Annotated in this window: 23 protein-coding genes and 1 pseudogene; 13 read left to right on the forward strand and 11 right to left on the reverse strand. The window is 63.2% G+C overall.

The features are described from left to right. Positions 1–117: 117 nt before the first annotated feature. From gcvT to gcvP, 3 genes are read left to right on the forward strand one after another with little or no spacing between them, the layout of a single operon-like run. Positions 118–1,227 (forward strand): glycine cleavage system aminomethyltransferase GcvT, encoded by a 1,110-nt coding sequence (gcvT, locus tag CKO11_RS07560; protein WP_223635667.1) that lies wholly within the window; start codon positions 118–120, stop codon positions 1,225–1,227. 16 nt (positions 1,228–1,243) lie between these two features. After that, positions 1,244–1,600: a glycine cleavage system protein GcvH gene (gene gcvH / locus CKO11_RS07565; protein ID WP_223635997.1), complete on the forward strand. Its 357-nt coding sequence runs from the start codon at positions 1,244–1,246 to the stop codon at positions 1,598–1,600. Positions 1,601–1,604: 4 nt separating this feature from the next. Next, on the forward strand, positions 1,605–4,439 hold the full coding sequence (gcvP, locus tag CKO11_RS07570) for an aminomethyl-transferring glycine dehydrogenase (RefSeq protein ID WP_223635670.1): 2,835 nt from the start codon (positions 1,605–1,607) through the stop codon (positions 4,437–4,439). A 43-nt stretch (positions 4,440–4,482) separates the two neighbouring features. Here the strand turns inward: gcvP and CKO11_RS07575 are convergent, their stop codons facing one another. From CKO11_RS07575 to crtA, 9 genes are all read right to left on the reverse strand, one after another. Then, entirely contained in the window at positions 4,483–5,601 is a 1,119-nt protein-coding gene (locus tag CKO11_RS07575) for a beta-ketoacyl-ACP synthase III (RefSeq protein WP_223635674.1), read from the reverse strand. A gap of 57 nt (positions 5,602–5,658) precedes the next feature. Then, positions 5,659–6,600 carry a 2-hydroxyacid dehydrogenase gene (locus CKO11_RS07580; RefSeq protein WP_223635677.1) on the reverse strand — a complete coding sequence of 314 codons (942 nt, stop codon included), beginning with the start codon at positions 6,598–6,600 and terminating at the stop codon, positions 5,659–5,661. Then, positions 6,600–6,941 carry a tRNA-binding protein gene (locus CKO11_RS07585; protein ID WP_223635680.1) on the reverse strand — a complete coding sequence of 114 codons (342 nt, stop codon included), beginning with the start codon at positions 6,939–6,941 and terminating at the stop codon, positions 6,600–6,602. Before CKO11_RS07585 ends, CKO11_RS07580 begins: the two co-directional genes overlap by 1 nt. Continuing rightward, complete coding sequence (gene proC, locus CKO11_RS07590; protein ID WP_223635698.1) at positions 6,938–7,750, reverse strand: pyrroline-5-carboxylate reductase; 813 nt, start codon at positions 7,748–7,750, stop codon at positions 6,938–6,940. Before proC ends, CKO11_RS07585 begins: the two co-directional genes overlap by 4 nt. 25 nt (positions 7,751–7,775) lie before the next feature. Then, positions 7,776–8,279 carry a YbjN domain-containing protein gene (locus CKO11_RS07595; RefSeq protein ID WP_223635701.1) on the reverse strand — a complete coding sequence of 168 codons (504 nt, stop codon included), beginning with the start codon at positions 8,277–8,279 and terminating at the stop codon, positions 7,776–7,778. 257 nt (positions 8,280–8,536) lie between these two features. Then, on the reverse strand, positions 8,537–9,391 hold the full coding sequence (gene bchO / locus CKO11_RS07600; RefSeq protein ID WP_223635704.1) for an alpha/beta fold hydrolase BchO: 855 nt from the start codon (positions 9,389–9,391) through the stop codon (positions 8,537–8,539). 3 nt (positions 9,392–9,394) lie between these two features. After that, the gene (locus CKO11_RS07605; RefSeq protein WP_223635709.1) at positions 9,395–11,086 is read right to left on the reverse strand and encodes a magnesium chelatase subunit D; all 1,692 of its coding nucleotides are present in this window, start codon (positions 11,084–11,086) and stop codon (positions 9,395–9,397) included. A gap of 2 nt (positions 11,087–11,088) precedes the next feature. Continuing rightward, positions 11,089–12,141: a magnesium chelatase ATPase subunit I gene (gene bchI / locus CKO11_RS07610; protein WP_223635712.1), complete on the reverse strand. Its 1,053-nt coding sequence runs from the start codon at positions 12,139–12,141 to the stop codon at positions 11,089–11,091. After that, positions 12,138–12,863, reverse strand: a complete 726-nt coding sequence (gene crtA / locus CKO11_RS07615) for a spheroidene monooxygenase (protein ID WP_223635716.1) — start codon at positions 12,861–12,863, stop codon at positions 12,138–12,140. Before crtA ends, bchI begins: the two co-directional genes overlap by 4 nt. A gap of 167 nt (positions 12,864–13,030) precedes the next feature. On the opposite strand from crtA, the pseudogene CKO11_RS07620 reads away from it, so the two are divergent. The 3 genes and pseudogenes from CKO11_RS07620 to tspO form a co-directional block, all read left to right on the forward strand. Next, a pseudogene (locus CKO11_RS07620) lies at positions 13,031–14,581 on the forward strand (phytoene desaturase); the annotation flags it as partial. Positions 14,582–14,847: 266 nt separating this feature from the next. Then, the gene (gene crtB / locus CKO11_RS07625) at positions 14,848–15,858 is read left to right on the forward strand and encodes a 15-cis-phytoene synthase (RefSeq protein WP_223635719.1); all 1,011 of its coding nucleotides are present in this window, start codon (positions 14,848–14,850) and stop codon (positions 15,856–15,858) included. A 122-nt stretch (positions 15,859–15,980) separates the two neighbouring features. After that, positions 15,981–16,466, forward strand: coding sequence for a tryptophan-rich sensory protein TspO (gene tspO / locus CKO11_RS07630; RefSeq protein WP_223635722.1), 486 nt, complete (start codon positions 15,981–15,983; stop codon positions 16,464–16,466). A 78-nt stretch (positions 16,467–16,544) separates the two neighbouring features. Here the strand turns inward: tspO and crtC are convergent, their stop codons facing one another. Beyond that, positions 16,545–17,390, reverse strand: a complete 846-nt coding sequence (gene crtC / locus CKO11_RS07635; RefSeq protein ID WP_223635725.1) for a carotenoid 1,2-hydratase — start codon at positions 17,388–17,390, stop codon at positions 16,545–16,547. Positions 17,391–17,455: 65 nt separating this feature from the next. After that, on the reverse strand, positions 17,456–18,940 hold the full coding sequence (gene crtD, locus CKO11_RS07640; protein WP_223635728.1) for a 1-hydroxycarotenoid 3,4-desaturase CrtD: 1,485 nt from the start codon (positions 18,938–18,940) through the stop codon (positions 17,456–17,458). A gap of 124 nt (positions 18,941–19,064) precedes the next feature. Here crtD and CKO11_RS07645 point away from each other — a divergent pair, with 124 nt between their 5' ends. The 7 genes from CKO11_RS07645 to pufQ all read left to right on the forward strand — a co-directional run bounded on the left by CKO11_RS07645 (position 19,065) and on the right by pufQ (position 26,399). Then, positions 19,065–19,934, forward strand: coding sequence for a polyprenyl synthetase family protein (locus CKO11_RS07645; protein WP_223635731.1), 870 nt, complete (start codon positions 19,065–19,067; stop codon positions 19,932–19,934). A 72-nt stretch (positions 19,935–20,006) separates the two neighbouring features. Further along, on the forward strand, positions 20,007–21,113 hold the full coding sequence (locus CKO11_RS07650) for a methyltransferase (RefSeq protein ID WP_411741998.1): 1,107 nt from the start codon (positions 20,007–20,009) through the stop codon (positions 21,111–21,113). A 146-nt stretch (positions 21,114–21,259) separates the two neighbouring features. Next, positions 21,260–22,204, forward strand: coding sequence for a chlorophyll synthesis pathway protein BchC (gene bchC / locus CKO11_RS07655; protein WP_076484823.1), 945 nt, complete (start codon positions 21,260–21,262; stop codon positions 22,202–22,204). Then, on the forward strand, positions 22,201–23,202 hold the full coding sequence (locus CKO11_RS07660) for a chlorophyllide a reductase iron protein subunit X (RefSeq protein ID WP_223635754.1): 1,002 nt from the start codon (positions 22,201–22,203) through the stop codon (positions 23,200–23,202). Before bchC ends, CKO11_RS07660 begins: the two co-directional genes overlap by 4 nt. Continuing rightward, positions 23,195–24,700, forward strand: a complete 1,506-nt coding sequence (gene bchY, locus CKO11_RS07665) for a chlorophyllide a reductase subunit Y (protein ID WP_223635758.1) — start codon at positions 23,195–23,197, stop codon at positions 24,698–24,700. The genes CKO11_RS07660 and bchY overlap by 8 nt, the downstream gene beginning before the upstream one ends. Then, a complete protein-coding gene (bchZ, locus tag CKO11_RS07670) occupies positions 24,700–26,178 on the forward strand; it encodes a chlorophyllide a reductase subunit Z (protein ID WP_223635761.1) in 1,479 nt (492 codons plus the stop codon). The genes bchY and bchZ overlap by 1 nt, the downstream gene beginning before the upstream one ends. After that, positions 26,175–26,399 (forward strand): cytochrome PufQ, encoded by a 225-nt coding sequence (pufQ, locus tag CKO11_RS07675; RefSeq protein WP_223635764.1) that lies wholly within the window; start codon positions 26,175–26,177, stop codon positions 26,397–26,399. Before bchZ ends, pufQ begins: the two co-directional genes overlap by 4 nt. The last annotated feature ends 115 nt before the right edge of the window (positions 26,400–26,514 follow it).

Consider the following 26,514-nt stretch of genomic DNA (forward strand, 5'->3'; position numbering starts at 1 on the left):
GTGTGCCCGCCGAAGGGATAATGATCTCAGGCGCCCGTCATGGGCACGGACAGGGGGGGCATCGAGCGGGCGGCAGCCCGGGGAATCGGTGCCGGGGAACCGGCTGAAGGGGATGATATGGCCGGGGATACTGGGCTGCGGCGCACGCCGCTTTACGATCTGCATGTGGAATTGGGGGGCAAAATGGTCCCTTTCGCGGGCTGGGACATGCCCGTGCAATATCCGATGGGGGTGCTGAAAGAGCATCTTCATACCCGCGCGGAGGCGGGGCTGTTCGATGTCAGCCATATGGGGCAGGTGATTTTGCCGATCAGCGCCGTCGCCGCGCTTGAGGCTTTGGTGCCGGTCGATATTGCCGGGCTTGGGCTCAACCGGCAGCGCTATGCGATGTTCACCAACGATCAGGGCGGGATTTTGGATGATTTGATGGTCACCAATCGCGGTGATCATCTGTTTTTGGTCGTGAATGCCGCCTGTGCCGAGGCCGATATTGCCCATCTGAAAGCCCATATCGCCGATGTGACCGTGGTCGAGGGGCGTGGGCTTTTGGCGCTGCAAGGGCCGGCAGCGGAAGCCGCGCTCGATCAGCTTTTGCCCGGTGCCGCCGCGATGCGGTTCATGGACAGCGCCACGTTCCTTTGGAAAGACCAAGATCTTTGGGTCTCGCGCTCGGGCTATACGGGCGAAGATGGCTATGAAATTTCCGTGCCCGATCCGGTGATTGCAGATTTTGCCCGCGCGCTGCTGGCGCAAGAGGCCGTGGCCCCGATTGGCCTTGGCGCGCGTGACAGCCTGCGGCTGGAGGCGGGGCTGTGCCTTTATGGCCATGATATCGACACCGCCACCTCGCCGGTCGAGGCGGGGCTGACTTGGGCGATCCAGAAAGCGCGCCGCGAAGGCGGAGCGCGTGCAGGCGGCTTCCCCGGGGCAGAGCGTATCTTGCGCGAATTGGCCGAAGGACCGGCGCGCAAACGTATGGGCCTGCGCCCCGAAGGCCGCGCGCCGATGCGCGAGGGCGTAGAAATTTTTGCGAAGGCCGAGGGCGGCGCGCCCATCGGCACGGTCACCTCGGGCGGCTTTGGCCCCTCGATCGAAGGGCCGATGGCGATGGCCTACCTGCCCGCCGACCTGCCCGACGGCACCACGGTTTACGGCGAGATTCGCGGCAAACGCTTGCCCGCGCGGATCGTGCCGCTGCCTTTCCACCCCACACGCTACAAACGCTGAGGAGCATTCCATGACGATCCGTTACACCGAAGACCACGAATGGCTGCGCCCCGAAGGGGATCTGGTCACCGTCGGCATCACCGAACATGCCTCGGAACAGCTTGGCGATGTGGTGTTCATCGAATTGCCCGAAGTGGGCCGCACGGTCGAAAAAGGCGAAGAGGTCTGCGTGATCGAATCCGTCAAGGCCGCCTCGGACATTCTGGCCCCGCTTGCCGGTGAAATCGTGGCGGTAAACGAAGACCTGCCCGACAGCCCCGGCGCGGTGAATGAAGATGCGCTGGGCACTTGGTTCTTCAAAATCAAGCCCACCGAGGCCGCCGCGCTTGAAGGCTTCATGGATGAAGCCGCTTACACGGACTTTATCGGATAACATCATGACCTTTACCCCCACCGACTATAACACCTACGATTTCGCCAACCGCCGCCACATCGGGCCCAGTCCGGCCGAAATGGAAGAGATGCTCAAGGTGGTGGGGGTGCCCTCGCTTGAGGCGCTGATCGATGAAACAGTGCCGCGCGCGATCCGGCAATCGACGCCGCTGAGCTGGGCGCCGATGACCGAACACGCGCTGCACAACAAGCTGCGTGAAGTGCAAAAGAAGAACGCCGTGATGACCTCGCTCATCGGGCAGGGCTATTATGGCACGGCCACGCCGCCGGTCATTCAGCGCAATATCTTGGAAAATCCGGCGTGGTATACCGCCTACACGCCTTATCAGCCCGAGATCGCGCAAGGGCGACTGGAAGCGCTTTTGAACTTTCAGACCATGGTGGCGGATCTGACCGGCCTGCCGGTGGCCAATGCCAGCCTGCTTGACGAATCCACCGCCGCCGCCGAAGCGATGATGATGGCGCATCGCGCCTCCAAATCCAAAGCGCAGGCCTTCTTTGTCGATCACCACCTGCATCCGCAAACGATTGCGGTTTTGGAGACCCGCGCCGCGCCCTTTGGCATCACCATTATCAAGGATCACCCCGATCAGATGGTCCCCGATGACGTGTTCGGTGCGATCTTCCAATATCCGGGCACCTATGGCCATGTGCGCGATTTCACCGATTACATCGCCATGTTGCATGCGGCGGGCGGCATCGCGGTGATGGCGACCGATCTTTTGGCGCTGTGTTTGCTAAAAGAACCCGGCGCGATGGGGGCCGATATCGCGGTGGGCTCGGCGCAGCGCTTTGGCGTGCCGATGGGCTTTGGCGGGCCGCATGCGGCTTTCATGTCCTGCACCGACAAGCTCAAACGCACCATGCCGGGGCGGATTGTCGGCGTGTCGGTCGATGCGCGGGGCAACAAGGCCTATCGGCTAAGCTTGCAAACCCGCGAACAACATATCCGCCGCGAAAAGGCGACCTCGAATGTTTGCACCGCGCAGGCGCTTTTGGCGGTGATGGCCAGTTTTTACGCCGTCTTCCATGGCCCGATGGGTCTGCGTGCGATTGCGGAACGCGTGCATTTCAATGCGGTGCGGTTGCATGATGCGCTGGTCAATGCGGGGGCCGATGTGGCCCCGCAGGCCTATTTCGACACGATCACCGTGCGCGTGGGCGTCGGGCAAATGGGGATCATGGCGGCGGCGCGCCAGCATGGGCTGAACTTCCGCAAGGTGGGCGAAGGGCGCGTGGGCATTTCGGTCGATGAAACCACGACCGATGAGGTGATCGAGCGGGTTCTGGCCTCGTTCGGGATTTACGATCCGCCGCCCGCGGGCACGCATCTGGGCTTTCCCGAGGAAATGCTGCGCCAAACCGACTATCTGACCCATCCGGTCTTTCATATGAACCGCGCCGAAAGCGAGATGATGCGCTACATGCGCCGCTTGTCGGACCGCGATCTGGCGCTTGATCGCGCGATGATCCCCTTGGGGTCTTGCACGATGAAGCTGAATGCCGCCGCCGAAATGGCGCCGCTCACCTGGCATCGGTTCAACTCGCTCCATCCCTTTGTGCCAGCCGATCAAGCGGCGGGCTATGCCGAGATGATCGAGGATCTGACGGCGAAACTATGCGAGATCACCGGCTACGATGCCTTTTCGATGCAGCCCAATTCGGGGGCGCAGGGCGAATATGCCGGGTTGATGACGATTGCCGCTTACCATCGCGCCAATGGCGATGATCAACGCGATATCTGCCTGATCCCGATGTCGGCCCATGGCACCAACCCGGCCTCGGCGGCGATGGCGGGGATGAAAGTCGTGGTGGTGAAATCCGCCCCCAATGGCGATGTGGATGTAGAGGATTTCGCGGAAAAAGCCGCCGCGGCGGGCGATAAGCTGGCGGCCTGCATGATCACCTATCCCTCGACCCATGGGGTGTTTGAGGAAACGGTGAAAACGATCTGCCAGATCACTCATGACCATGGCGGGCAAGTCTATCTGGACGGCGCCAATATGAACGCGCTGGTGGGGCTGGTGCGGCCGGGCGAATGCGGCTCGGACGTCAGCCACCTCAATCTGCACAAGACCTTTGCCATCCCGCATGGCGGCGGTGGTCCGGGCATGGGGCCGATCGGGGTAAAGGCGCATCTGGCGCCCTTCTTGCCGGGCCATCCGGAAACCGATGGCAAGCCAGGGGCTGTCTCGGCTGCGCCGCTTGGGTCGGCCTCGATCTTGCTGATTTCTTGGGCTTATTGCCTGATGATGGGCGGCGAAGGGCTGGCGCAGGCGACACGCGTGGCGATCTTGAATGCCAACTACATCGCCGCGCGGTTGCGCAATTCTTACCCGATCTTGTTCATGGGGAACCGGGGCCGGGTCGCGCATGAATGCATTTTGGACACCCGCCCCTTCGCCGAGGTGGGCGTGACCGTGGATGACATTGCCAAGCGGCTGATGGATACGGGCTTCCACGCCCCCACCATGTCGTGGCCGGTGGCGGGCACGCTGATGGTGGAGCCCACCGAAAGCGAAACCAAGGCGGAGCTGGACCGGTTCATCACCGCGCTGGAGGCGATCCGCGAAGAGGTGCGCGACGTGGCCGATGGTCGGATTGCGGTGCAAGACAGCCCATTGCGCCATGCGCCCCACACGGTCGAGGATCTGGTGGCCGACTGGGATCGTCCCTATTCGCGTGAACAGGGCTGTTTCCCGCCCGGCTCGTTCCGGGTGGATAAATATTGGCCGCCCGTGGGCCGGGTGGATAACGCCTATGGCGACCGCAATCTGGTCTGCACCTGCCCCCCGGTAGAGGCTTGGGCGGCGGAGTAAACTAGACCCGCCCGGAGCCGCGTGCGGCGGCTCTGGGCGCGTTTCAATACCGTTCGACGATTACAGAGCCTACCGAATAGCCCGCGCCAAAGGAGCAGATCAGCCCCATCTCGCCCGGCGCAAGGTCATCAGAAAACCGGTCAAAGGCGATGATCGACCCGGCCGAAGAGGTATTGGCGAATTCTTGCAAGATATTGGGTTGCTCGCCCGGTTCGGGGTCGCGCCCCAGCACCTTGCGGCCGATGAAATCATTCATCGTCTTGTTCGCCTGATGCAGCCAAAGCCGTTTCAGGCTGTTTGCGGGCACGCTTTCCTCGGTCAGATGCGCGCCGATATGGGCGCAGACCAAGGGCAGCACTTCCTTAAAAACCTTACGACCCTCTTGCATGAATTGCATGTCGCGCCGGTCTTGCATCCCGTCGGGGCGGTTGCGGCGCAAAAAGCCGTTGTTGTTGCGGATCGCATTGGAAAATTCGGTCGCGCAGCGGGTGGAGCGGATTATAAAACCATGCGCGGCATCATCTTGGCGTTCGATCAGGGTCGCCGTCGCCACATCGCCAAAGATGAAATGGCAATCGCGGTCGCGCCATTCCAAATGGCCCGAGGTGATTTCCGGGTTCACCACCAGCGCGCGCCGCACCGAGCCCGACCGGATCATATCCGCCGCCGCCTGAATGCCAAACGTGGCCGAGGAACAGGCCACATTCATGTCAAAGGCAAAGCCGCCCGCGCCCAGAAGTTTTTGAATTTCAATCGCAACAGCCGGATAGGCGCGCTCCATATTGGAGGCCGCGCAGATCACTAGATCAACCTCGTCGCCTTGACGGCCCGCCTTTTCCAGCGCGGCGGTGCATGCCGCAAGCGCCATTTCCGCCATGATGCCGGGGTCGTCGTCAGACCGTTGCCGCAGGTTGGGATACATCCGCGCCGGGTCCAAAACGCCCGAGCGGTCCATCACATATCGGTTCTCGATCCCAGAGGCCTTGACGATGAACTCTGACGAGGAATGCGGGATCGCGGCCATCTCGCCCGCTGCGATGGCTGCGGCATTTTCCGCATTCACGCGATCTGCATAAGCGTTGAAGGCGGCGACAAGATCGTCGTTCGAGATCGCTTCGGGCGGGACAAAGACCCCGGTGGCGGTGATGGCTGGCTGATACATGGTCGCTCCCCCCAGTGTTGCGCCAAATTCGGCCCGCTTGGGGGGAAGGTCAAGCGCCTAGACGGGGTTGGGCAGCGCTTTGCCGTGACGGAAGGCGCGCAAGTTTTCGACCGCCATCATCCCCATCGCGTCGCGTACTTCTTCGGTAGCGGTGCCAAGATGGGGCAAAAGCGTGACGTTGTTCAGGCACCGCAGGGCCTCGGGCACCAGCGGTTCCTTGGCATAGACATCCAGCCCTGCACCGCCGATCTGCCCCGCCTCAAGCGCCGCGATCAGCGCGGCTTCATCGACCACATCGCCGCGCGCGACATTGATCAGATGCGCATGCGGGCGCATCGCGGCCAGTTCTGCCGCGCCGATCATATTGCGGGTTTCTGCGGTGGCGGGCACGGCCAGCACCACGAAATCTGCCCAAGCCAGCAGATCGTGCAAGGGCAGGGGGGGGGGCGCGAATGGCAGATTTTGGGGGCTGCGGGTGGTATAGGCAATCTCCATCCCAAAACCATAATGCGCGCGCCGGGCCACGGCCTGCCCAATCCGCCCCATGCCAATGATACCGAGCCGCTTGCCAGTGACATGCGCGCCCAGCATTTGCGTGGGCGCCCAGCCGGTCCATTCGCCCGCGCGCAGCAGCCGCTCCCCTTCCGAGGCGCGGCGCGCCGACATCAGCAAAAGTGTCATCGCAATATCGGCGGTGGCATCGGTGACCGCACCGGGGGTGTTGGTGACGGCAATCCCTGCCGCGCGGGCCGCGGCAAGGTCGATATGGTTCACGCCGACACCGAAATTGGCCAAAAGTTTTGCCCGGATCGGGCCGGTGAAGGCCGCGGCCCCGAAGGCATCGCCCAGCGTTGGCAAAAGCGCGTCATAATCGGCCAAGGCCGCGCGCGCCTCTGCAACGGTCATCGGGGCGTCTTTGTCGCGAAACTCCGCCTCGAATTCGTCGCGTAAAATCGCACTGACACGCGCGGTTTGCGCGCGGCTGACCAAAAGCCGCATCAGAACATCTTCCCGCCGATCGGCACCTCTTGCCCCGGCCCGATCAGCACCACTTCGCCGTTCTCATCGGGCAGGCCCAGAACCAAAGCCTCGGACATGAAGGGGCCGATCTGGCGCGGGGGAAAGTTGACGACGCCCAGCACCTGCCGCCCGACAAGCTCTTCGGCGGTGTAATGCTTGGTGATCTGGGCCGAGGATTTCTTGACCCCGACCTCGGGGCCGTAATCGACCCACAGTTTATAGGCGGGTTTGCGCGCCTCGGGAAAGGGTTGCACATCGACCACCCGACCGACACGAATATCGACCTTGGCAAAATCGTCATAGCTGATCGGATCGCTCATTTTCCCAATTCCTTCCCACGGGCTTCGGCGGCGGCGGTGGCGCGCCGCATCAAGGGCGGCAAACCGGTTTCGGGGTCCATCAACACGGCCAAAGCCGCAGCGGTGGTGCCGCCGGGCGAGGTGACATTGACGCGCAATTGCGCAGGGGACACCGCGCTGTCTTCGGCCAGTTGACCCGCGCCGCCCACCGTGGCTTTGGCCAAGCTCATCGCCAGATCGCCGGGCAGGCCCAAGGCTTCGCCCGCCTCGGCCAAGGCTTCGATCATGTGGAACACATAGGCCGGGCCAGAACCGGAAATCGCGGTGACGGCATCCATCTGATGCTCGCCTTCCAGCCGCACGACTTGGCCCACAGCCTGCAACAGCCCCTCGGCCAGCGCCAGATGTGCCTCGGTCGTGGCGCCATTGCCGCAAATCGCGGTGATGCCGCGGCCGATCGCGGCGGGGGTGTTGGGCATGGCGCGCACCACCGGGGTTTGCGTCCCAAGGATCGTTTCATAGGTGGCCAGCGTCGTGCCTGCCGCCACGGTCACAAACAGCGTTGCGCCGCCCCCCATATCCTTCAGCGTGGGCAGCGCCTCGCCCATCATCTGCGGTTTGACCGCCACCAGCACCACGGCGGGCGCCTCGGGCAGTTTGTCATTCAGCGTGACGCCGCTCTCTTTCAGCCAGTCTGAGGGGAACGGCTCGATCACATGCACCGATTTCGGTTTCAACCCTTGGTCCAGCCAGCCCGCCAGCATGGCAGACCCCATCTTACCGCAGCCCAAAAGCACAAGGCCGCGTTTCTCGATCTCGGAAAAGTCCATCGCGATCTCCCTTTTGGGCGGGAGATTAGGCGCGCCCGTAAGCCTCGGCAATGGCGACTTTTAGCGCGGCTTCGGGGCTTTCTTGTCCCCAGGTCGCCAGCTGCAGCGCCGGATAGAACCGTTCCGAGACATTGAGCGCGGCGCGCAACATTCGGTCGATCTGTTCGGGCCCGGCGATTTGCCCGCCCGACAGCACCAGCCCGTAGCGCCACACCATCAGCTTTTGGTCCGGCCACCAAGTAAAAGCGCCGGTCCAACATTGGTCATTGATGCGGTTGAGCAGGTCATAGAGCGCGCCCACCCGCTCGCCCGGCGGGTCCATTTCAAAGGTGCAGATCAGCCGCAGGGTTTCATCTTGCTCGGACCAGTCAAGCGTCAGCGAATAGCTGCGCCATTGCCCCTCGACCGCCATGGCGATCTGATCATCGGCCACGCGCTCAAAAGGCCAGTCATGCGCCTGCGCCAGCGTTTCGACCACATCGATCGGATGGATCTCGGTGCCGTCGAAAAAGTCTGCGCTCAGTGCCATGCTGCCCCCGGTTGCCTGTGCACGCTTGGAGATGTTCCCCAAGAGCTTGGATCGTTCACTATGAGCGGCGGTTCATCCGGCCGTCCCTACCAGATATCGTGGGGATGGCGCTGCGATCTGTAAAGCAGATTATGGTGGATAAGTCGTAAACCTGCGTCTTCCCCACAGGAAATTGGCCTTTTGCCCGGGATTTCGGCGGGCATTGGGGCAGGTGGGTGTGGCCGGGGATTGGTTTTCGAGGGGCGGCCCGCAAGGCGTTAATTTGCCAGCCAGTCGGACAAAAGCGCTGAAAGCCCGTCTTCGGCCACCTCATGCAGCAGGTGCCCGCCCGGCATCTTGCGCAACTCGACCTGGGGCATCGCATGGGCGGCGCTTTCCGATACGTCGGGCGGCACGGCCTTATCGTCGGCGCCTGCCAGCAGCAGCGCGGGTTTGCGCAGGCGCGGCAAGTTCAAGATCAATGGATCAAGCCGCCACTGCGCCATCATATCCAGCGCCCCCGCGACATGTTCGGTGTCTTGCACCAGCGTGGTATATTGTGCCTTGCCCGCCGCATCGATCACCGATCCGGTGCTGTCAAGCAATTGGCTGACCCGCGCGGGCGAGGCCCAAAGCCGCGCCGCCACCGGAGCCGTCAGCGGAAAGGCCGCAAGGCCGCGCGCGATCAGCGGAAACAGCACCCCCGCCACGCCTTCAAAATGATCCAGCGCGGCATTGATGCCCACGACACGCGGAATACCGGTGTTGAGCGCCATTTGCAGCGCAATGGCACCGCCCGCCGAATGGCCGATCACCGCTGTGGGCTGCACGCCCATCGCATCGCACAACCAGCACAAATCCTCGGCAATCGGGCAAAGGCCCAGCCGGTCACGGTCTTTGGTGCGGGTGCAACCATGGCCGGGCAGGTCCGGCACGATCAGACGATAGTGTTTCGCAAGGCCCGGAATGGTTCGTCGGAAGCTGTGGCCAGACGCCCCCAGCCCATGCAAAAGCAGCAAAACCGGGGCCTCGCGGGGGCCGGTGTCGACCACCCACCAATCGATGCGTTCGACCCGCACCATCCGCGCGGCAGACCGATAGGGCCAGTTTGCCGGCAGGTTGCGCGGGTCCATCGCTTACGCCTCCAAAGCCGCCCCCAGCACATCGGCCATCCGATGCGCATTCGCGCGGGGCAGGGCGATGTAGTGGCCGCCCATGTTTTGAGCCAGTTCCTGAAGCCGCCGGTTGGGGCGCATCGCGGTATCGATGATCACCGCAGGCGTGCCAGCCGCGCGAATGGCCTTGGCCATCTGCGTTGCCTGTTCCTCGGCCAAAGCGCGGTTCGGGCTGCCATCGAGCGCGATATTGCCCCGCCCATCGGTCAAAAGCGCTATCGTCGGTGTCATCCCGCGCGAGCGTGCCTGTTTGGCGGTGGACATCGCCAATTCCAACCCGCTGGCCAGCGGCGTGCCGCCGCCGCCGGGCAGGCCCGACAAATGCCGCTTTGTCTGGGTCAGCGAGCGGCTGGGCGCGAGCAAAAGCTGTGCGCCCTCGCCCCGGAAGCTGACAAGCGAGACGTGATCGCGTTGGCTATAGGCGCGGGCCAGCAGCAGCTCTACCGCGCCCTTCGCCTCAGAGAGGCGCGCCATCGCCGCCGAGCCAGAGGCATCCACCGCAAAGATCAGCACCCGGTCGGACATTTCCTTGCGCCGCCGCAAGTGGATGTCGGAGCTATCGACCAAGAGAACCTGCTGCTTGCGCGCGGGCGGGGCGGATTTGCGCCGCAAGCCCTGCCACGGGGCGGCGCAGCGCAGCGTTGCCACAAGGTCGATCCGGGCGTTGTCCTCCAGCCGACCCTTGCGTGAGGGCAGGGGGCGCCCACGCCGGTTGCCGATGCGTTCCTCGCCCGAGCCCGCACCACCATTGGCGGCCTTGAGCCGGGAGCGCAGGTCGATGGTTTTCAACAAATCATCGGGCAGCATTGCCCGCACGGCCTCGACCACAATCTCGCTGGGCAGACCTTCGCCCGGGTCGCTTTGATCCTGATCGTCGTTGTCCGGCGGCGGCGTGTCCTCCGGTGCGGGCGGCGGCGGAGGGGGCGGCGGCTGGTCTTCCATGTCTTGCAACGGAATGGCGCGATGCGCGAGCGTCAGCCGCGCGGCGGCCAGCATGTCATCCTTTTCCACCACGGTCCGGCCATCCAGCGCGGCCACGATACGCGCCGCCACCAGTGCCAGCATCGGCGCGCGCAGGCTCTGGATTTGCAGCTTGTGACAGCCTTCCACCACCTCTTGCACGCGCTCTTGCGGCATCTGCACCTTGGGCAGCAATTCCCGCGCGCGCGCGATTTGATCGGCGTCGGGGGTGATCGCTTCGGGGTCGATGGAACGCGTCTCTGTCAGGTCGATGAACAGCCCAAGCCGGTCGGCGATGGAAAAGGGCAGGCCCTCTTCGGCCTCGGCGGCCTCGTCCAGCGCAATCAGCGCGTGCTGGCGCGCATCCAAAGCCTGCGCCAGCCGCGCGCCCAGTTTGGGCGTGCAGCGTTCGGCCATGGGCAGCACAAAAACGCGCGGGCTATCGAGCAAACCGCCGCGCAGCACAGGCTTGCCGGTGTGCAGCGTTTCGGCCACATCAAGCCCGCCATAAAGCGCCTGATCGTCCACATTGGGCGGCAGGCGGCGCAGCGGCATCGGGAAGGGCAGATGGGCCAGCGTGTCCGTCAGTGTGTTGCGCACCGGGCCGGCCCGTGACCTTAGCCACAGACCGCCCATCGCTGCCGGATCAACCGTCAGCACTGCCAGCGCCGAGCGGAGGTGTTCGTGGTCCATGATCAGGGCAGCGTTTCTTCGACGATACGTGCCACACGGGCGGTGGAACCCGCCTCGTCCAGCGGATCGCGGCGCAACCGGTGCGACAGCGCCATACCCGCCACCTTGCGCAGGTGATCGCGGGTCACGGTGCTCGCGCCTTCGAGGGCCGCAAAAGCCCGGGCCGAGCGCAGAAGCGTCAGCTCGCCGCGCAGACCATCCGAGCCAAGCGCGATGCACAGCGCGGCACAATCGTAAAGCGCGGTGTTGGGCGCCTCGACATTGGGCAGAAGTTCGCGCGCTTTCAGGATCTGCTCGCGGATTTCCATGTCCTTCGGACGCCATTCCTCAAGGAATTTGATCGGATCGGCATCATAGGTGTCGCGCAGGCGGATCACCTCAACGCGAGTTTCCACATCGCGCGGGCTAAGCACTTCGACCGAAAGACCAAACCGGTCCAGAAGCTGCGGGCGAAGGTCGCCCTCTTCGGGGTTGCCCGAGCCCACCAGCACAAAGCGCGCGGGGTGGCGGATCGACAGGCCATCGCGTTCGACGACGTTTTCGCCCGATTGCGCCACGTCCAAAAGCAAATCGACGATGTGATCTTCCAGAAGGTTACATTCGTCAATGTAGAGATAGCCGCGGTTGGCGCGCGCCAGAAGGCCCGGCTCAAACGCCTTTTCGCCATGCGAGATGGCGCGTTCGATATCCAGCGCGCCCACGACGCGGTCTTCGGACACACCCAGCGGCAGATCGACCACCGGGGTCGGTTTGCGAACGATTTCGGTCGAATGCACGGTGGCCCATTCGGGCACCATTTCCACTTTGGGCGAATTGACCGGGCAGCCTTGCACAGCCTCAATCTCGGGCAGAAGAGCCGCAAGCGCGCGCACGGCGGTGGATTTGCCGGTGCCGCGGTCGCCAAAGACCAAAACGCCGCCGATGCCGGGATCGACTGCGGTCAGAAGCAGGGCCAGTTTCATATCTTCCTGACCGACGATCGCCGAGAAAGGAAAGACAGGTCGTTGCCGCGCGCCTTCTGCTACGGGATGAATTTGAGCGACAGCGGATGTCATGCAGCTTCCCTTTCCAAGTCTTTTCGGGCGTCCAGCGGGTTCTTGCCCATCCAGGTGCCCTCGATTCCAAGCAGGCGGAACCGGGCGTAAAGTTCTTCGGTGAACCATCCTTCTTCGCGCGCAGCGCGGATGGCCCGTCCGTGCGGGGTGTCGCCCCGCGCGAATTGCGACATTGTCTTCACATCGGGCCAGATCGAGAAGGTGACCTGATGAAAGAGCGGTATTTCCCCAATCCCGATCTTGAAGATCAGATTCGGGTCGGAGCCGACTTTCTCCGAAATATTCGGCACGCGCGACCAGAAACGGGTCGCCATATGCGGCTTGATTGCCGCACGGGTCAGCGCGACCATCGGCCCGTCATCGGGGGCGGCATCGGGTTCGGGGATGAACGGGTTGCGCCCGCCCCAACTGCCACGCGAAGAGGTCGGCGACAGATGAATAAAAAGTTGTTCGTCGGAATGCTTGCGCCAGTTCTTCCAGACCGGGTTGTCATGGGTGACGGCGCGGGCATCCTCTTCATTGGCAAAGGCCGACATGATCGCCCAGACATGCAGATTGGGCTTGGGGGTGAACCCTTCACCAGTGCCGGAGCCACAAAGTTTGAAAAAACGAAGCCGGGGTTCGGCGTTCAGGGGCCTGCGCGCGAAGACCATTTGCGAAATAAGCCAAGGCAGGTGGCTGGTGCCTTCAAAGCGAAACAGGCTGAGTGTTGCGACGGCCATGAGGCACCCCCTCCTCACCTTTCCACAAGTGTAAATGCATATTTACACACGCCCCCCTTAATGGGAAGGGGGACAGACGTTTTGTCGCTGCGATGCCATGTCGGTTGTAAATCGAGATTGACGCCCTATCATCGCGCCCCATGCAACGGGATTCCACTGAAAAGACCATGTCCATGAACACTGAAGGCAAGGGCCGGGCCGTCGTTATCGGCGCCGGTCTCGGAGGGTTGGCGGCGGCCATGCGGCTGAGCGCCAAGGGTTGGAACGTGACGGTCGTCGACAAGCTCGACCGGCCCGGCGGGCGCGGCTCGTCGATCACCAAAGGGGGCTATCGATTCGACCTCGGTCCGACCATCGTGACCGTTCCGGACCGTCTGCGCGAGTTGTGGGCCGATTGTGGCCGCGACTTCGACAAGGACGTGAAACTGGTCGAGATGGACCCTTTTTACAAGATTTTGTTCCCCGATGGGGAAAGCTACACCGCTTATGGCGATGACGAAAAGGTCAAGGCCGAGGTGGAGCGGATCAGCCCGCGCGATGTCGAGGGGTTCCGCCATTTCATGTGGGATGCCAAGGCGCGCTACGAATTCGGCTATGAAAACCTTGGCCGTAAGCCGATGCACAAGCTGTGGGACCTGATCAAGGTTCTGCCGACCTTCGGGATGCTGCGCGCGGATCGGTCCGTCTACAACCACGCCAAAATGATGGTCAAAGACGATCACCTGCGGTTTGCGCTGTCGTTCCACCCGCTGTTCATCGGCGGCGACCCCTTCAATGTCACCTCGATGTATATCCTGGTCAGCCAGCTTGAGAAGAAATTCGGCGTCCATTACGCGATGGGCGGCGTTCAGGCGATTGCCGATGCGGGCGTGAAGGTGATCGAAAGCCATGGCGGCAAGGTCATGCTGAACACCGAGGTCGATGAGATCATGGTGACGCGGCAGGGCAAAACCACCGGCGTGCGGCTTGGCGATGGCACCGAATTGCCCGCCGAGGTGGTGGTGTCGAACGCCGATGCGGGGCACACCTACAAACGCCTTTTGCGCAACACCACGCGCTGGCGCTGGACCGATGAAAAGCTCGACAAGAAACGCTGGTCGATGGGGCTTTTCGTTTGGTATTTCGGCACCAAAGGCACCAAGAACATGTGGAAAGACGTGGGCCATCACTCGGTCGTCGTCGGTCCGCGCTACAAAGAGCATGTCAAAGACATCTTCATCAACGGCAAGCTTGCCGATGACATGTCGCTTTATGTCCACCGTCCGACCGTGACCGACCCGAGCGCCGCGCCTGCGGGCGACGATACGTTCTACGTGCTCTCGCCGGTGCCGCATCTGGGCCATGACAATGGCGTGGATTGGTCGAAAGACATGGAGGCTTACAAAGCCAAAGTGCTTAAGGTCATCGAGGAACGGCTGTTGCCCGGCGTGGCCGACAAGATCACCGAAGAGGTGGTGTTTACCCCCGAAACCTTCCGCGACCGCTATCTGTCGCCGTTTGGGGCGGGCTTCTCGCTGGAGCCGCGCATCTTCCAATCGGCGTGGTTCCGCCCGCATAACGTCTCCGAAGAGGTGGATGGTCTTTACCTCACCGGCGCGGGCACCCATCCGGGTGCGGGTGTGCCTTCGGTGATTGGTTCGGGCGAATTGGTGGCCGATATGATCGGTGCTGCGCCGGGCTTCACGGGCGAGGTGAAAGCCGCGCCGAAAGCGGAGGCGCCGAAACCTGCCGCCAAACCCGCGCCGAAGGCGGAGCCGAAACCGGCCCCGGCCCCGGCGGCGGCGCCTGCTGCTGCGGCACCTGTCAAGGCAGAGACGCCCGCGCCTAAGCCTGCCGCGACGCCTGCGCCGAAATCCGCTCCCGCCAAGGCGGTTGCGCCCAAGGCGGCACCGGCAGAGGCTGCGCCTGCGGCAGCGAAACCGGCGGCCCCGGCGGCGGCAAAACCGGCCCGTGCGCCCAAAAAACCCCGGGGCAAGGCACGCAAATGATCGCGCCGGAGGACATGGCGGTTTGCCGTGAGCTGATCCGCACCGGCAGCTATTCCTTTCACGCAGCCTCGCGGGTTTTGCCCGCGCGGGTGCGTGATCCGGCACTGGCGCTTTATGCGTTTTGCCGGGTCGCCGATGATGCGGTGGACGAAGTCGCGGCGGCGGACAAGGGCGCGGCGGTCATGTCGCTGAAAGAACGGCTGGACCGGATCTACAAGGGCCAGCCGCGCGATGCGGCCTCGGACCGGGCCTTTGCGGCGGTGGTCGAAGAATTCGACATGCCGCGCGCTTTGCCCGAGGCGCTGATCGAGGGGCTGGAATGGGATGCCTCTGGGCGTCGCTACCAAAACCTGTCCGAGCTGCAGGACTATTCTGCCCGCGTCGCTTCGGCGGTGGGGGCGATGATGTGCGTGCTGATGCGGGTGCGCGACCCCGATGTGATCGCGCGCGCCTGCGATTTGGGGCTGGCGATGCAGTTGACCAATATCGCGCGTGACGTGGGCGAGGATGCCCGCGCCGGGCGGCTGTTTCTGCCGCTCGACTGGCTGGCCGAAGAGGGGATCGATCCGGAAGAATTTCTGGCCGATCCGAAGCCCTTGCCGGGCATCCTGCGGTGCACCGAAAAGCTGATCACCCGCGCCGACTGGCTATACTGGCGCGCCGCCACAGGCGTGCGCTGTCTGCCCGCCGATTGCCGCCCCGGCATTTTGGCGGCGGGCCGCGTCTATGCCGCAATCGGCGATCAGGTGGTGCGCCAAGGCCATGACAGCGTCACCAGCCGTGCCTATACCTCGGGGCGGCGCAAGATTTTCTTGATGGTGGGCTCTGTCTTCTCATCCTTCGGGTTTTCCCTGCTGCCGCGGTCTGCGCGGTTGCATGCCAAGCCCGAACCGGAGGTGGCCTTTTTGGTCGATGCGGCGGCGCGCAAGCCCGAAGGGCCGGACCGCGCTGACAAGCTGATCGAGGCGATGATCGCGCTCAAGTCGCGTGATCGGGGCCTTGCCTGAGCCCAAAACACGCCCGCATAACCTGCGGCATAACGTCCAAAGTGGCGATCGGGGTGGAACCGGGTCGCCACTTTCGCGTTTTCTTGTGAAAGACCTCACCCTTCCCCAAACGGAGGCTTCCCGTGAACCTGTTTTTCTTTGCTATTTTCCTCGTATCCTGCCTGACTGCCGGGACAACGGGGGCCGTATTCAAACCCGGCACTTGGTATGACAGCCTCAACAAGCCCGAATGGACCCCGCCGAATTGGGTCTTTCCGACCGCTTGGACCACGCTTTACATCCTGATGTCGATCTCGGCCACGTTGGTGGCGGTGCAAGCCGGGCAAAACGCCGGTGTTGGGCTGGCGCTGGCGGTCTGGGGGCTGCAAATCGGCTTCAACACGCTTTGGACCCCGATCTTCTTTGGCCTGCATCGCCTTGCAGCGGGCATGGCCGTGCTGGTGGGCCTGTGGCTGTCGGTCTTTGCGATGACCGTGCTGTTTTGGCAAATCGACTGGGTCGCGGGCGTTCTGTTGCTGCCCTATGTGGCTTGGGTCACCGTGGCCGGCGCGCTGAACTGGAGCGTGTGGCGCCGCAACCCGAACGAGCCTGCGGTGCAGATCGACTAACATAGAAAAAGGGGGCACGTGTGACCACGTGCCCCCACAATGATCGAGGGCGCGCCTCAGGCGCGCCCTTTGTTTGTTTTAGTCCTTGAATTTCCAGCCCGCACGGCGCGGCACCCGCACCGCCAGCATTGGTTTCAGGGCGGGCTGACGGAAGCGCACCAGATCCAGCGCCTCATGCATGCCCACGCTCACCTCGCCGTCGATGGTCGTTTCCATCAAGGCGCGCGAATAGAAGGGCGCCTCAAGCAGCGAGAAGACGCCCTTAGGCGTGGCCCCCGGATCGCAACGCGTTTCGCGGCGCACGAACCACGGCGTGCGCTTCATTTTCACCAGCGGCGGCGGGTTCTCGATTTCGCGCACCACGCCCGCATGATCCGATTGCGCGGCCAGCGCGACCTTGGTGCCGTCCAGACGCACCGCATCGTAAAAGCATACAGTGCGGTCGCGCAGCGGGAACCGGCCCCATGTCCAGAAGGCAAAATCTTCTTCCAGCGCGCGGGTGCCGAAATTCGCATCGAAATAGCCGTGCCCCGTCCAGCTATGGCCGGGCGCCAGATTGACCTCGACCTTCGCCATCGGCGCAAAAGGCCGCCAAGTGTGGCCCGCATCCGGCGTCAGTTTCACCTCGGCGTTGGTGACCGCTTCGGGGGTGAGCACGATACGCCCCTTAAGCTTGCCCAGTTTCGGCAAGGCGCCCCATTCATCGACATCGATCACCAGTTCGGTGCCGGTCCAATGCACCTTGCTTGGCCCCACTTCGAACGTGTCGCGGCTTTGGCGCAGCGCAGAGCGGCCCCGATCCGTCATCGTGAAGCGACCGTCACGCCCGGTGGTCACAAGGTTGATGCAGCAATGGTTTTGCGGGTCTTTGCGGCCCGACCAGCGATACCACGGCGAAAACACCGAGCCGATGAAGGCGATCATCGAGAACGCCTTGGTGCCATCGTCCGAAATCCCGTCGCAATACCACCAAGCGTAGCCGTTCGGCCCTACTTCGCGGCGGAAATCCGGTCCGAGGTTAAGGCCCGTGCCGCGTGCCTCCCGGAAGTCAGCGCCATGGGAACCCCCGCTCCAGGATGGGTGCCCCCACCCGCCAGATAAAGCCCCTTCAGACCCGTCCGCGCCAGCGGGCGCTGGAATGTCGCCAGCGTCCCCTCGGGCGAGCCCCCGTAGATCGCCCCCTGCGACCCCGGGAACCGGCGTGACAGCAGCGCTGGCGTTGTCAGCGCCGGGCTGCCCGGCTCCGGTTCGAAGCTCAGCCCCATGCTCTCCAGAATCGGGAATGTTCGTGCCCTGCATTGCGATTCCTCCTGCGGGAAAGGTTGATGGCCCGCAGGCCCGTTCATGATGATTTCAAAGCGTTCCCATTCGGGAAGCTCGGTGCCCATTTCGCGGTCTTGCGCGCAAATATAAAGCGTCGGCTCTTCGGGCATCCGGCCCACGCCAATCGGGCCGAATTCCAGCTCCGGATCGGCGGTGAAGAACACGTTGTGATGCGCAAGCTCCACGCCCTTGGGTTTCGCGCCAAAGGCCCAGACCCAGGCCGACAGGCTGGGTTCGGGGCGTTTGGTATCTTCCATCGAAGCGCGGGCGGCGTCGCCCAGCAAACCATCGCGCAGCGCGCCCGGATCGCCGTTGAAGACGCAAGCAGAGCAGGGGATCGAGGTGCCGTTTTCAATTTCAACGGCGGTCACCCGGCCTTCTTTGCGGACAATGCGCTTGGCGCGGCTGTTGTAGTGGAATTGCACGCCCATCCTCTCGGCCACGCGGGTAAGGGCTGCGGCGACGCCATGCATCCCCTCGGCGATCGCCCAGACGCCTTGCACCTCGGCTTGCCAGATCAGCGACAAAACGCCGGGGGTCTGCGCGGGGCGCCCCCCCACATAGGTCGCATAGCGGCCGAAAAGTTGCACCAGACGCGGGTCACTGAAATGCGCCTGCAGCAAATCGCGCATCGACAACCCCGGGCGCAGCGCGGGCCACAGCTTCGGGCGGGTCAGCGTGGCGGCAATGATTCGGCCCAGATTGGGCTTCGGCGCGGCAATCACCGGGCCGTTGAATGCCTCCCATAGGCCCCGCGTGACCTTATCGAAGCGGCGGAATGCCGCAGCTTCTTTCACGCCAAAGGCCGCCTCGATCGCCGCAACATTGGCGTCAAAGTCGGTGAACAGGTCGAGTTGCGCCCCGTCGGGCCAGAAATGGCGCGCCAAGCGGGGCAGGGGAATCAGCGTCAGCTCATCTTCCGTGCGGGTGCCGCATTCGGCAAAAATCGCATCCAGCACATGGCGCATCGTCAATACAGTCGGGCCGGTATCGGCCAAACCACTGGGGGTCGGCACCCCACGCGCCTTGCCGCCGGGCAGGTCTCCTGCCTCTACAACCGTCACCCGGACGCCTTTTGCCGCCAAACCAAGGGCCGCTGCGAGCCCCCCCATGCCGGCGCCAATCACCACGACGCCCGTATCGCCTTGCATTCCGCACTCCAAAAACATGTCCCGGGGGAGTGCAATTTTGTCCCATCCCCACCGGTGTAAGTTTCAGTTTACACATAGAGGGGCGAATGCCAATGTGCTCAATGACGCAGCGGAGGGCCCCGTAATGTCCATGGATACCCGTATCGAGTCGGCTCTCAAAGCCGCACTTTCGCCCGAGGCTTTGGCCGATTGTCCGCCGCTGCTGGCGTCGTCTTTGCCGTATGCCGTGTTTCCCGGTGGGGCGCGCATCCGCCCGACGATCCTGTTGTCGGTGGCGATGGCCTGTGGCGATGACAAGCCCGCGGTGACCGATGCTGCCGCTGTGGCGCTGGAACTGATGCATTGCGCGAGCCTTGTGCATGACGATCTGCCGTCCTTTGACGATGCCGATATGCGCCGGGGCAAACCCTCGCTGCACAAAGCGTATAACGAGCCATTGGCAGTTTTGGCGGGTGACAGCCTGCTGATCCGCGGGTTCGAGGTTTTGGCGGCGGTTGGCCCCGAATGCCCCGACCGGTCCTTGAAGCTGATCTCCAAGCTGGGGCAGCTTTCGGGCGCCTGCGGCGGTATTTGTGCCGGTCAGGCGTGGGAAAGCGAAGACAAGGTGGATCTGGCCGCCTATCACCAATCCAAAACCGGGGCGCTGTTCATCGCCGCCACGCAGATGGGGGCGATTGCCGCCGGGGCCGAGCCCGAGCCGTGGTTTGATCTTGGGATGCGGATCGGTTCTGCCTTCCAGATCGCGGATGATCTGAAAGATGCGCTTGTGCCCGCCGAGGTGATGGGCAAGCCCGCTGGCCAAGACAGCACGCACCAGCGGCCCACCGCCGTGCAGACGATGGGTATTGCGGGCGCGACCAAGCATCTGCAAGACATTCTGGCGGGGGCGATTGCCTCGATCCCGTCTTGCCCGGGCGAAGCCAAGCTGGCGCAACTGGTGCAGCTTTACGCCCAGAAGATCATGGATATCCCGGCCGCCGCTGACCGGAGCTGAGCCGTGGCGAAGGACGAGGTCAGCGTCGCGACCCAAAAGCCCGCGCCAGCCCCCGGTGTTACGACCCCAGTTGTGCCGGGCCAACCCGGCGGACGCCCGACAGAGCCGGGTCGGGTCAATTTCTTCACCCGGATTGCCCTGTCGCCGCGCCTGCATGAGATTTTCGAGCGCACGCCACTGTTCAACCGGGTGACCCGGCGCGAGGGACGGGCGCTGTTCGATGTGGTCTCGGGATTCGTGCAAAGCCAGGCTTTGCTGGCGATTGTCGAATTTCGCATCTTGCACATTTTGGCCGAGGCTTCTTGGCCCTTGCCCGCGCTTTCTGATCGCACCGGCTTGGCCGAAAACCGGCTGGCGGTGTTGATGCAGGCGGGGGCGGCGCTCAAGCTGGTGAAATTCCGCCGCGGCCTGTGGGAATTGGCGCCGCGCGGCGCGGCGTTCATCACCGTGCCGGGGCTTGAAGCCATGGTGCGCCATCACCCGGTGCTGTATCGCGATCTGGCCGATCCGGTGGCGTTTTTGAAAGGCGATATCGAGCCCGAGCTTGCAGGCTTTTGGCCCTATGTCTTTGGCCCGCTGGCGCAAGAAGATGCCGGGCTGGCAGAGCGCTATTCGCAGCTTATGGCCGACAGCCAGCGCATTGTGGCCGATGACACGCTGCGCTTGGTCGATCTGAGGGGGGCGAAGCGGCTGATGGATGTGGGCGGGGGCACTGGCACCTTCTTGCGTCAAGCCGCGAAACTGCACCCGAATCTTGATCTGACGCTTTTCGATCTGCCGCATGTTCTGGCCGTTGCTGAACCGTTCAGCCCGCGGCTTACGCTGTCGCCCGGCAGTTTCCGCGATGACCCGATTCCCCAAGGCGCCGATGTCATCTCTTTGGTGCGCGTTCTGTATGATCATCCTGACAGCGTGGTGGAACCTTTGCTGAAAAAGGTGCATGACGCGCTGCCTTCTGGCGGGCGTTTGATCGTGTCCGAAGCGATTGGCGGCGGGGAAAAACCCGATACGGCCTGCGATATCTATTTTGCCTTCTACACGATGGCGATGAGTTCCGGGCGCACGCGCAGCCCCGAAGAGATCAAGCAAATGCTTGAAAAAGCAGGTTTTGTGAAGGTGAGCAAGCCGCGGAGCCTGCGCCCGTTCATCACCTCGGTGATCGAGGCGGAGCGCGGCTGAGCCCCGCGCGGACCGGGGGGCAGAAAGTCGCACATTTCGCTATCGCAAAAGTGTCTAATAAAATTGACAGTCGGGCGTGTAAGTTTAAACATACACCTAGGCGTGATCTGCCCGACTCTCTGGATCGATCGCGCCGGGAGTGAGAGATGGAAACTAAAGTCGTTATAATGTCCGGTCCGAAAGCGATCTCGACGGGCACCGCTGGACTGACCGACCCCGGTCCTACGGATCTCGTCGTCGATATCGCCTACTCGGGCATTTCGACTGGTACTGAAAAGCTCTTCTGGCTTGGAACCATGCCACCCTTCCCGGGCATGGGGTACCCTCTTGTTCCCGGCTACGAAAGTTTCGGAGAGGTTGTTGAAGCCGCCCCCGACACCGGCTTCCGACCGGGTGATCACGTCTTCGTCCCTGGCGCTAACTGCTTCTCGGGCGGGGTGCGCGGGCTGTTCGGCGGTGCCTCCAAACGTCTTGTCACGGCCTCGTCGCGGGTCTGCCGCCTCGATGCCGGGATGGGCGCCGAAGGGGCGCTGCTGGCGCTCGCCGCCACCGCCCGTCACGCGCTGGCCGGGTTCGACAATGCGCTTCCCGATTTGATCGTGGGTCATGGCACTTTGGGCCGCCTATTGGCGCGCCTGACCATTGCCGCCGGTGGCAAACCGCCGATGGTGTGGGAAACCAATCCCGCGCGCCGTTCTGGCGCTGTGGGCTACGAAGTGCTGGACCCCGAAGACGATCCCCGCCGCGATTACATGGCGATCTATGATGCCTCTGGTGCGCCCGGCCTGATCGACCAGCTTGTGGGCCGTATCGCCAAAGGCGGCGAGCTGGTGCTGTGCGGGTTTTATACCGTGCCGGTCAGCTTCGCCTTTGTGCCCGCCTTTATGAAAGAGATGCGCTTGCGTATCGCCGCCGAATGGCAACCGGCTGACCTTTCCGCGACCCGCGCGCTGATTGAAAGCGGTGCGCTGTCGCTTGATGGCCTCATCACCCACCGTCGTCCCGCGACGGAAGCGGCAGAGGCCTATCAAACCGCTTTCGAAGACCCTGACTGCCTGAAGATGATCCTGGACTGGAGGGATGTGGCATGAGCGACGTTCCCAACCTGAAGGGATATGACGACCGGCTGCGCAACGAGGCTGCCGAGGAGCCGACCATGGAACTACCCGATTTCCCGCCCACCAAGAAAACGCAGATCATCGCGATCTACGGCAAGGGCGGCTCCGGCAAGTCCTTCACGCTCGCCAACCTCAGCCATATGATGGCCGAAATGGGCAAGCGGGTGCTGCTGATCGGCTGCGACCCGAAATCCGACACCACCTCGCTTTTGTTTGGCGGCAAGAACTGCCCCACCATCATCGAGACTGCCGCCGCCAAAAAGGCCGCAGGCGAAGAGGTGACGGTGAGTGATGTCTGCTTCAAATCGGGCGGCGTTTTCGCGATGGAGCTTGGCGGGCCCGAAGTCGGTCGCGGCTGCGGCGGGCGCGGCATCATCCACGGCTTTGAGACGCTTGAAAAGCTGGGCTTCCACGAATGGGATTTCGACTTCGTTTTGCTCGACTTCTTGGGCGACGTGGTCTGCGGCGGCTTTGGTCTGCCGATCGCACGCGATATGGCGCAAAAGGTGATCGTGGTCGGCTCGAACGACCTGCAATCGCTGTATGTGGCCAACAACGTCTGCAATGCGGTGGAATATTTCCGCAAGCTGGGCGGCAATGTCGGCGTGGCGGGCATTGTGATCAACAAGGATGACGGCACCGGCGAGGCGCAAGCCTTTGCCTCGGCCGCCAATATCCCGATTTTGGCCGCGATCCCGGCCGATGAGGAATTGCGCCGCAAATCGGCGGCCTATCAGATCGTCGGCACCAATGAGACGGCTTGGGGCCCGCTTTTTGCCGAGCTGGCGCAGAATGTGGCCGATGCGCCGCCGCTGCGCCCGCGCCCGCTCAGCCAAGATGAACTGCTGGGCCTCTTTGAATCGAATGACGAGGGGGGGGATGTCGATCTGGTGCCCGCCACCGAAGAAGACCTGCGTGGTGCCAATGCCGCGCCGAAGCAATCTCTGGAAGTGATCTACGACGATGTCTGAGAGCCAAGGCGCATATGGCGAGAGCGAAGGCGGCTGCACGGCAGGCGCTGAGCGGCTCGAAGCCGAGGCGCGTGCTGCGGGCAATGCTGACCTGCTCGACCGTTTTGCCGCCGACTATCCGCAAGGGCCGCATGACCGGCCGCAAACTATGTGTCCGGCTTTTGGCAGCCTGCGCGTTGGGTTGCGGATGCGCCGCGTGGCGACGGTCTTGTGCGGCTCTGCCTGCTGCGTCTATGGGTTGAGCTTCATTTCCCACTTCTACGGCGCGCGCCGGTCCGTGGGATATGTGCCATTTGATTCTGAAACTTTGGTGACAGGCAAGCTGTTCGAGGACATTCGGGCCGCTGTGCATGAACTGGCCGATCCGGACCGCTATGACGCGGTGGTGGTGGCGAACCTGTGCGTGCCCACGGCATCGGGTGTGCCGCTGCGGCTGTTGCCGAGCGAGATCAACGGCGTGCGCGTGGTTGGGATCGATGTGCCCGGCTTCGGCGTGCCGACCCATGCCGAGGCGAAAGACGTGCTTTCGGGCGCGATGCTGAACTACGCCCGCCAAGAGGCGATGGCGGGTCCGGTGCAAGCCCCCGCTTCGGGGCGGGCCGACCGTCCGACCGTGACGCTTTTGGGCGAGATGTTCCCGGCCGATCCGATGGTGATCGGTGGTCTTTTGGCGCCGATGGGGCTGGCCGTGGGGCCGACCGTGCCGGTGCGTGACTGGCGCGAGCTTTACGCCGCGCTGGATAGCAAGGTGATCGCCGCGATTCACCCGTTCTACACCGCCGCGATCCGCGAGTTTGAGGCCGCTGGCCGCACCATCGTCGGCTCGGCGCCGGTGGGCCATGACGGCACGATGGATTGGATCGCCAATATCGGCGCCGCCTATAATGTGCCCGCCGAACAGATTGCCGCCGCGCAAAATGCCTTCGGTCCCGCGATCAAAGGGGCGATTGCCAATGCGCCGATCAAGGGCCGCATCACGCTGTCGGGCTATGAGGGCTCGGAACTGCTGGTGGCGCGTCTGCTGATCGAATCTGGCGCCGAGGTGCCTTATGTGGGCACCGCGCTGGGTCGCACGCCGTGGAGCGCGGCGGATCGTGAATGGCTTGAGGCGCGCGGCACGGTGGTCAAATACCGCGCCAGCCTTGAAGACGATTATGCCGCGATGGAAGCGTTTGAACCCGATCTCGCCATCGGCACCACGCCTGTGGTGCAAAAGGCGAAAGAATCGGGCACGCCTGCGCTTTACTTCACCAACCTGATCTCGGCCCGTCCGCTGATGGGCCCGGCCGGGGCAGGCAGCCTTGCGCAGGTGATCAACACCGCGATGGGCAACCGCGACCGCATGGCCTCGATGAAAGCCTTCTTCGAGGGGGTGGGGACGGGCGATACCGCCGGGATCTGGGAAAATGAGCCCGAGCTGCACCCCGAGTTCCGCGAAAGCCAGCGCAAGAAACAAGAAAAAGCCGCCCGTTTGGCCAAATCCGAGGAGATGATCTGATGCTGATCCTCGACCATGATAGGGCAGGGGGCTACTGGGGCGCGGTCTATGCGTTTTGTGCCGTCAAAGGGCTGCAAGTGGTGATCGATGGCCCGGTGGGCTGCGAAAACCTGCCTGTGACCTCGGTGTTGCACTATACCGACGCGCTGCCGCCGCATGAATTGCCGATTGTCGTCACCGGCCTTGGTGAAGAAGAACTGGGCCGCGAGGGCACCGAGGCGGCGATGAGCCGCGCTTGGAAAACGCTTGATCCGCATCTGCCGGCTGTGGTGGTGACGGGCTCGATCGCCGAGATGATCGGCGGCGGCGTGACGCCGCAGGGCACCAATATCCAGCGCTTCTTGCCGCGCACCATCGATGAAGACCAATGGCAATGCGCCGACCGCGCGATGACATGGCTTTTCACCGAATTTGGCATGACCAAAGGGCGGATGCCCGGCGAGCGCGTGCGCCCCGAAGGCGCAAAGCCGCGCGTCAACATCCTTGGCCCGATGTATGGCACCTTCAACATGGCCTCGGATCTGGCAGAGATTCGCCGTCTGGTTGAGGGCATCGGCGCCGAGATCAACATGGTCTTCCCGCTGGGCGCGCATCTGAGCGAGATGCGCAACCTCGTGAATGCCGATGTGAACGTGGTCATGTATCGCGAATTCGGCCGCAACTTGGCCGAGAAGCTGGGCAAACCCTATTTGCAGGCCCCGATGGGGCTTGAGGCCACGACAAAATTCCTGCGCAGCCTTGGCGAATTGCTGGGAATCGATCCCGAGCCCTTCATCGAGCGTGAAAAACACACGACTCTGAAGCCGCTGTGGGATCTGTGGCGTTCTGTCACGCAGGACTTCTTTGGCACGGCCAGCTTCGGCGTCGTCGCGAATGAGACATATGCGCGCGGGATTCGCGCCTATCTTGAGCGCGATTTGGGCCTGCCTTGCGCATTTTCCGTGCCAAGAGTGGCCGGAAAGAAGACCAATAACGAGGAAGTTCGCGGTTTGATCCGCCAAACCCGGCCTTTGGTGGTTTTTGGCTCGATCAACGAGAAGATTTACCTTGCAGAAACCAAGGGCGGGCACGGCCCGGCGGCCTCTTTTGTGCCCGCTTCCTTCCCCGGGGCGGCAATCCGCCGCGCGACGGGGACCCCCTTCATGGGCTACACAGGTAGCGTCTACTTGCTACAAGAAGTCTGCAACGGACTGTTCGACGCTTTGTTCAATATCTTGCCGCTCGCTTCCGAAATGGACAGCTCTGCGGCGACACCGACTACCTTGCGTCGTGACATGCCCTGGGATGCAGATGCGCAGGTGGCGCTGGACCGGATCGTCAGCGAACATCCGGTACTTACGCGGATTTCAGCGGCCAAGTCTCTGCGGGACGCGGCCGAAAAAGCCGCCCTCGACCAAGGGGCGGAACGAGTTGTGCTAGAGATGGTCATGGCGCTTGGCGGCGCCGACCAGACTGCGAAGAAGGGGGGAAGTGAATGAATACCCAACAGATCCGTGCTCAAGGGGTCTCGCATGCGCATCGCGCCCCCCGGCCGGAATACACGCTTTATTTCTCGCTCATCTTGATCGTCGCGGTGCCTTTCGCGCTGGTCGGCTGGGTGAACCGCTTCATCCGTGATCGTCGTCTGCCCGAGATGGGCCCGTTCGCCCGCGCCTGGCGCGAAGCGACCGAGATCACGCCCGAGATTTTCCGCCCCTAAGGCGGAGCGAATTCCCGACAGGCCGCGCCCGCCTGTTGGATCAAAGTTCTCCATGCTCGGGAATGAGCCCGGTCATGGCGGAAATGCGAGATGGTGTGGTGCCATCTCGTCACCC

It is taken from the genome of Rhodobacter sp. TJ_12, assembly GCF_020023995.1.
Lineage (GTDB): Bacteria > Pseudomonadota > Alphaproteobacteria > Rhodobacterales > Rhodobacteraceae > Rhodobacter.

What these genes read in the sequence shown, in the direction of transcription:
- gcvT (WP_223635667.1), top strand. Translation starts at nt 118, where the DNA reads ATGGCCGGGGATACTGGGCTGCGGCGCACGCCGCTTTACGATCTGCAT.
- gcvP (WP_223635670.1), top strand. Translation starts at nt 1,605, where the DNA reads ATGACCTTTACCCCCACCGACTATAACACCTACGATTTCGCCAACCGC.
- CKO11_RS07575 (WP_223635674.1), bottom strand. Translation starts at nt 5,601, where the DNA reads ATGTATCAGCCAGCCATCACCGCCACCGGGGTCTTTGTCCCGCCCGAA.
- CKO11_RS07580 (WP_223635677.1), bottom strand. Translation starts at nt 6,600, where the DNA reads ATGCGGCTTTTGGTCAGCCGCGCGCAAACCGCGCGTGTCAGTGCGATT.
- CKO11_RS07585 (WP_223635680.1), bottom strand. Translation starts at nt 6,941, where the DNA reads ATGAGCGATCCGATCAGCTATGACGATTTTGCCAAGGTCGATATTCGT.
- proC (WP_223635698.1), bottom strand. Translation starts at nt 7,750, where the DNA reads ATGGACTTTTCCGAGATCGAGAAACGCGGCCTTGTGCTTTTGGGCTGC.
- CKO11_RS07595 (WP_223635701.1), bottom strand. Translation starts at nt 8,279, where the DNA reads ATGGCACTGAGCGCAGACTTTTTCGACGGCACCGAGATCCATCCGATC.
- bchO (WP_223635704.1), bottom strand. Translation starts at nt 9,391, where the DNA reads ATGGACCCGCGCAACCTGCCGGCAAACTGGCCCTATCGGTCTGCCGCG.
- CKO11_RS07605 (WP_223635709.1), bottom strand. Translation starts at nt 11,086, where the DNA reads ATGGACCACGAACACCTCCGCTCGGCGCTGGCAGTGCTGACGGTTGAT.
- bchI (WP_223635712.1), bottom strand. Translation starts at nt 12,141, where the DNA reads ATGACATCCGCTGTCGCTCAAATTCATCCCGTAGCAGAAGGCGCGCGG.
- crtA (WP_223635716.1), bottom strand. Translation starts at nt 12,863, where the DNA reads ATGGCCGTCGCAACACTCAGCCTGTTTCGCTTTGAAGGCACCAGCCAC.
- crtB (WP_223635719.1), top strand. Translation starts at nt 14,848, where the DNA reads ATGATCGCGCCGGAGGACATGGCGGTTTGCCGTGAGCTGATCCGCACC.
- crtC (WP_223635725.1), bottom strand. Translation starts at nt 17,390, where the DNA reads ATGATCGCCTTCATCGGCTCGGTGTTTTCGCCGTGGTATCGCTGGTCG.
- crtD (WP_223635728.1), bottom strand. Translation starts at nt 18,940, where the DNA reads ATGCAAGGCGATACGGGCGTCGTGGTGATTGGCGCCGGCATGGGGGGG.
- CKO11_RS07645 (WP_223635731.1), top strand. Translation starts at nt 19,065, where the DNA reads ATGTCCATGGATACCCGTATCGAGTCGGCTCTCAAAGCCGCACTTTCG.
- bchC (WP_076484823.1), top strand. Translation starts at nt 21,260, where the DNA reads ATGGAAACTAAAGTCGTTATAATGTCCGGTCCGAAAGCGATCTCGACG.
- CKO11_RS07660 (WP_223635754.1), top strand. Translation starts at nt 22,201, where the DNA reads ATGAGCGACGTTCCCAACCTGAAGGGATATGACGACCGGCTGCGCAAC.
- bchY (WP_223635758.1), top strand. Translation starts at nt 23,195, where the DNA reads ATGTCTGAGAGCCAAGGCGCATATGGCGAGAGCGAAGGCGGCTGCACG.
- bchZ (WP_223635761.1), top strand. Translation starts at nt 24,700, where the DNA reads ATGCTGATCCTCGACCATGATAGGGCAGGGGGCTACTGGGGCGCGGTC.
- pufQ (WP_223635764.1), top strand. Translation starts at nt 26,175, where the DNA reads ATGAATACCCAACAGATCCGTGCTCAAGGGGTCTCGCATGCGCATCGC.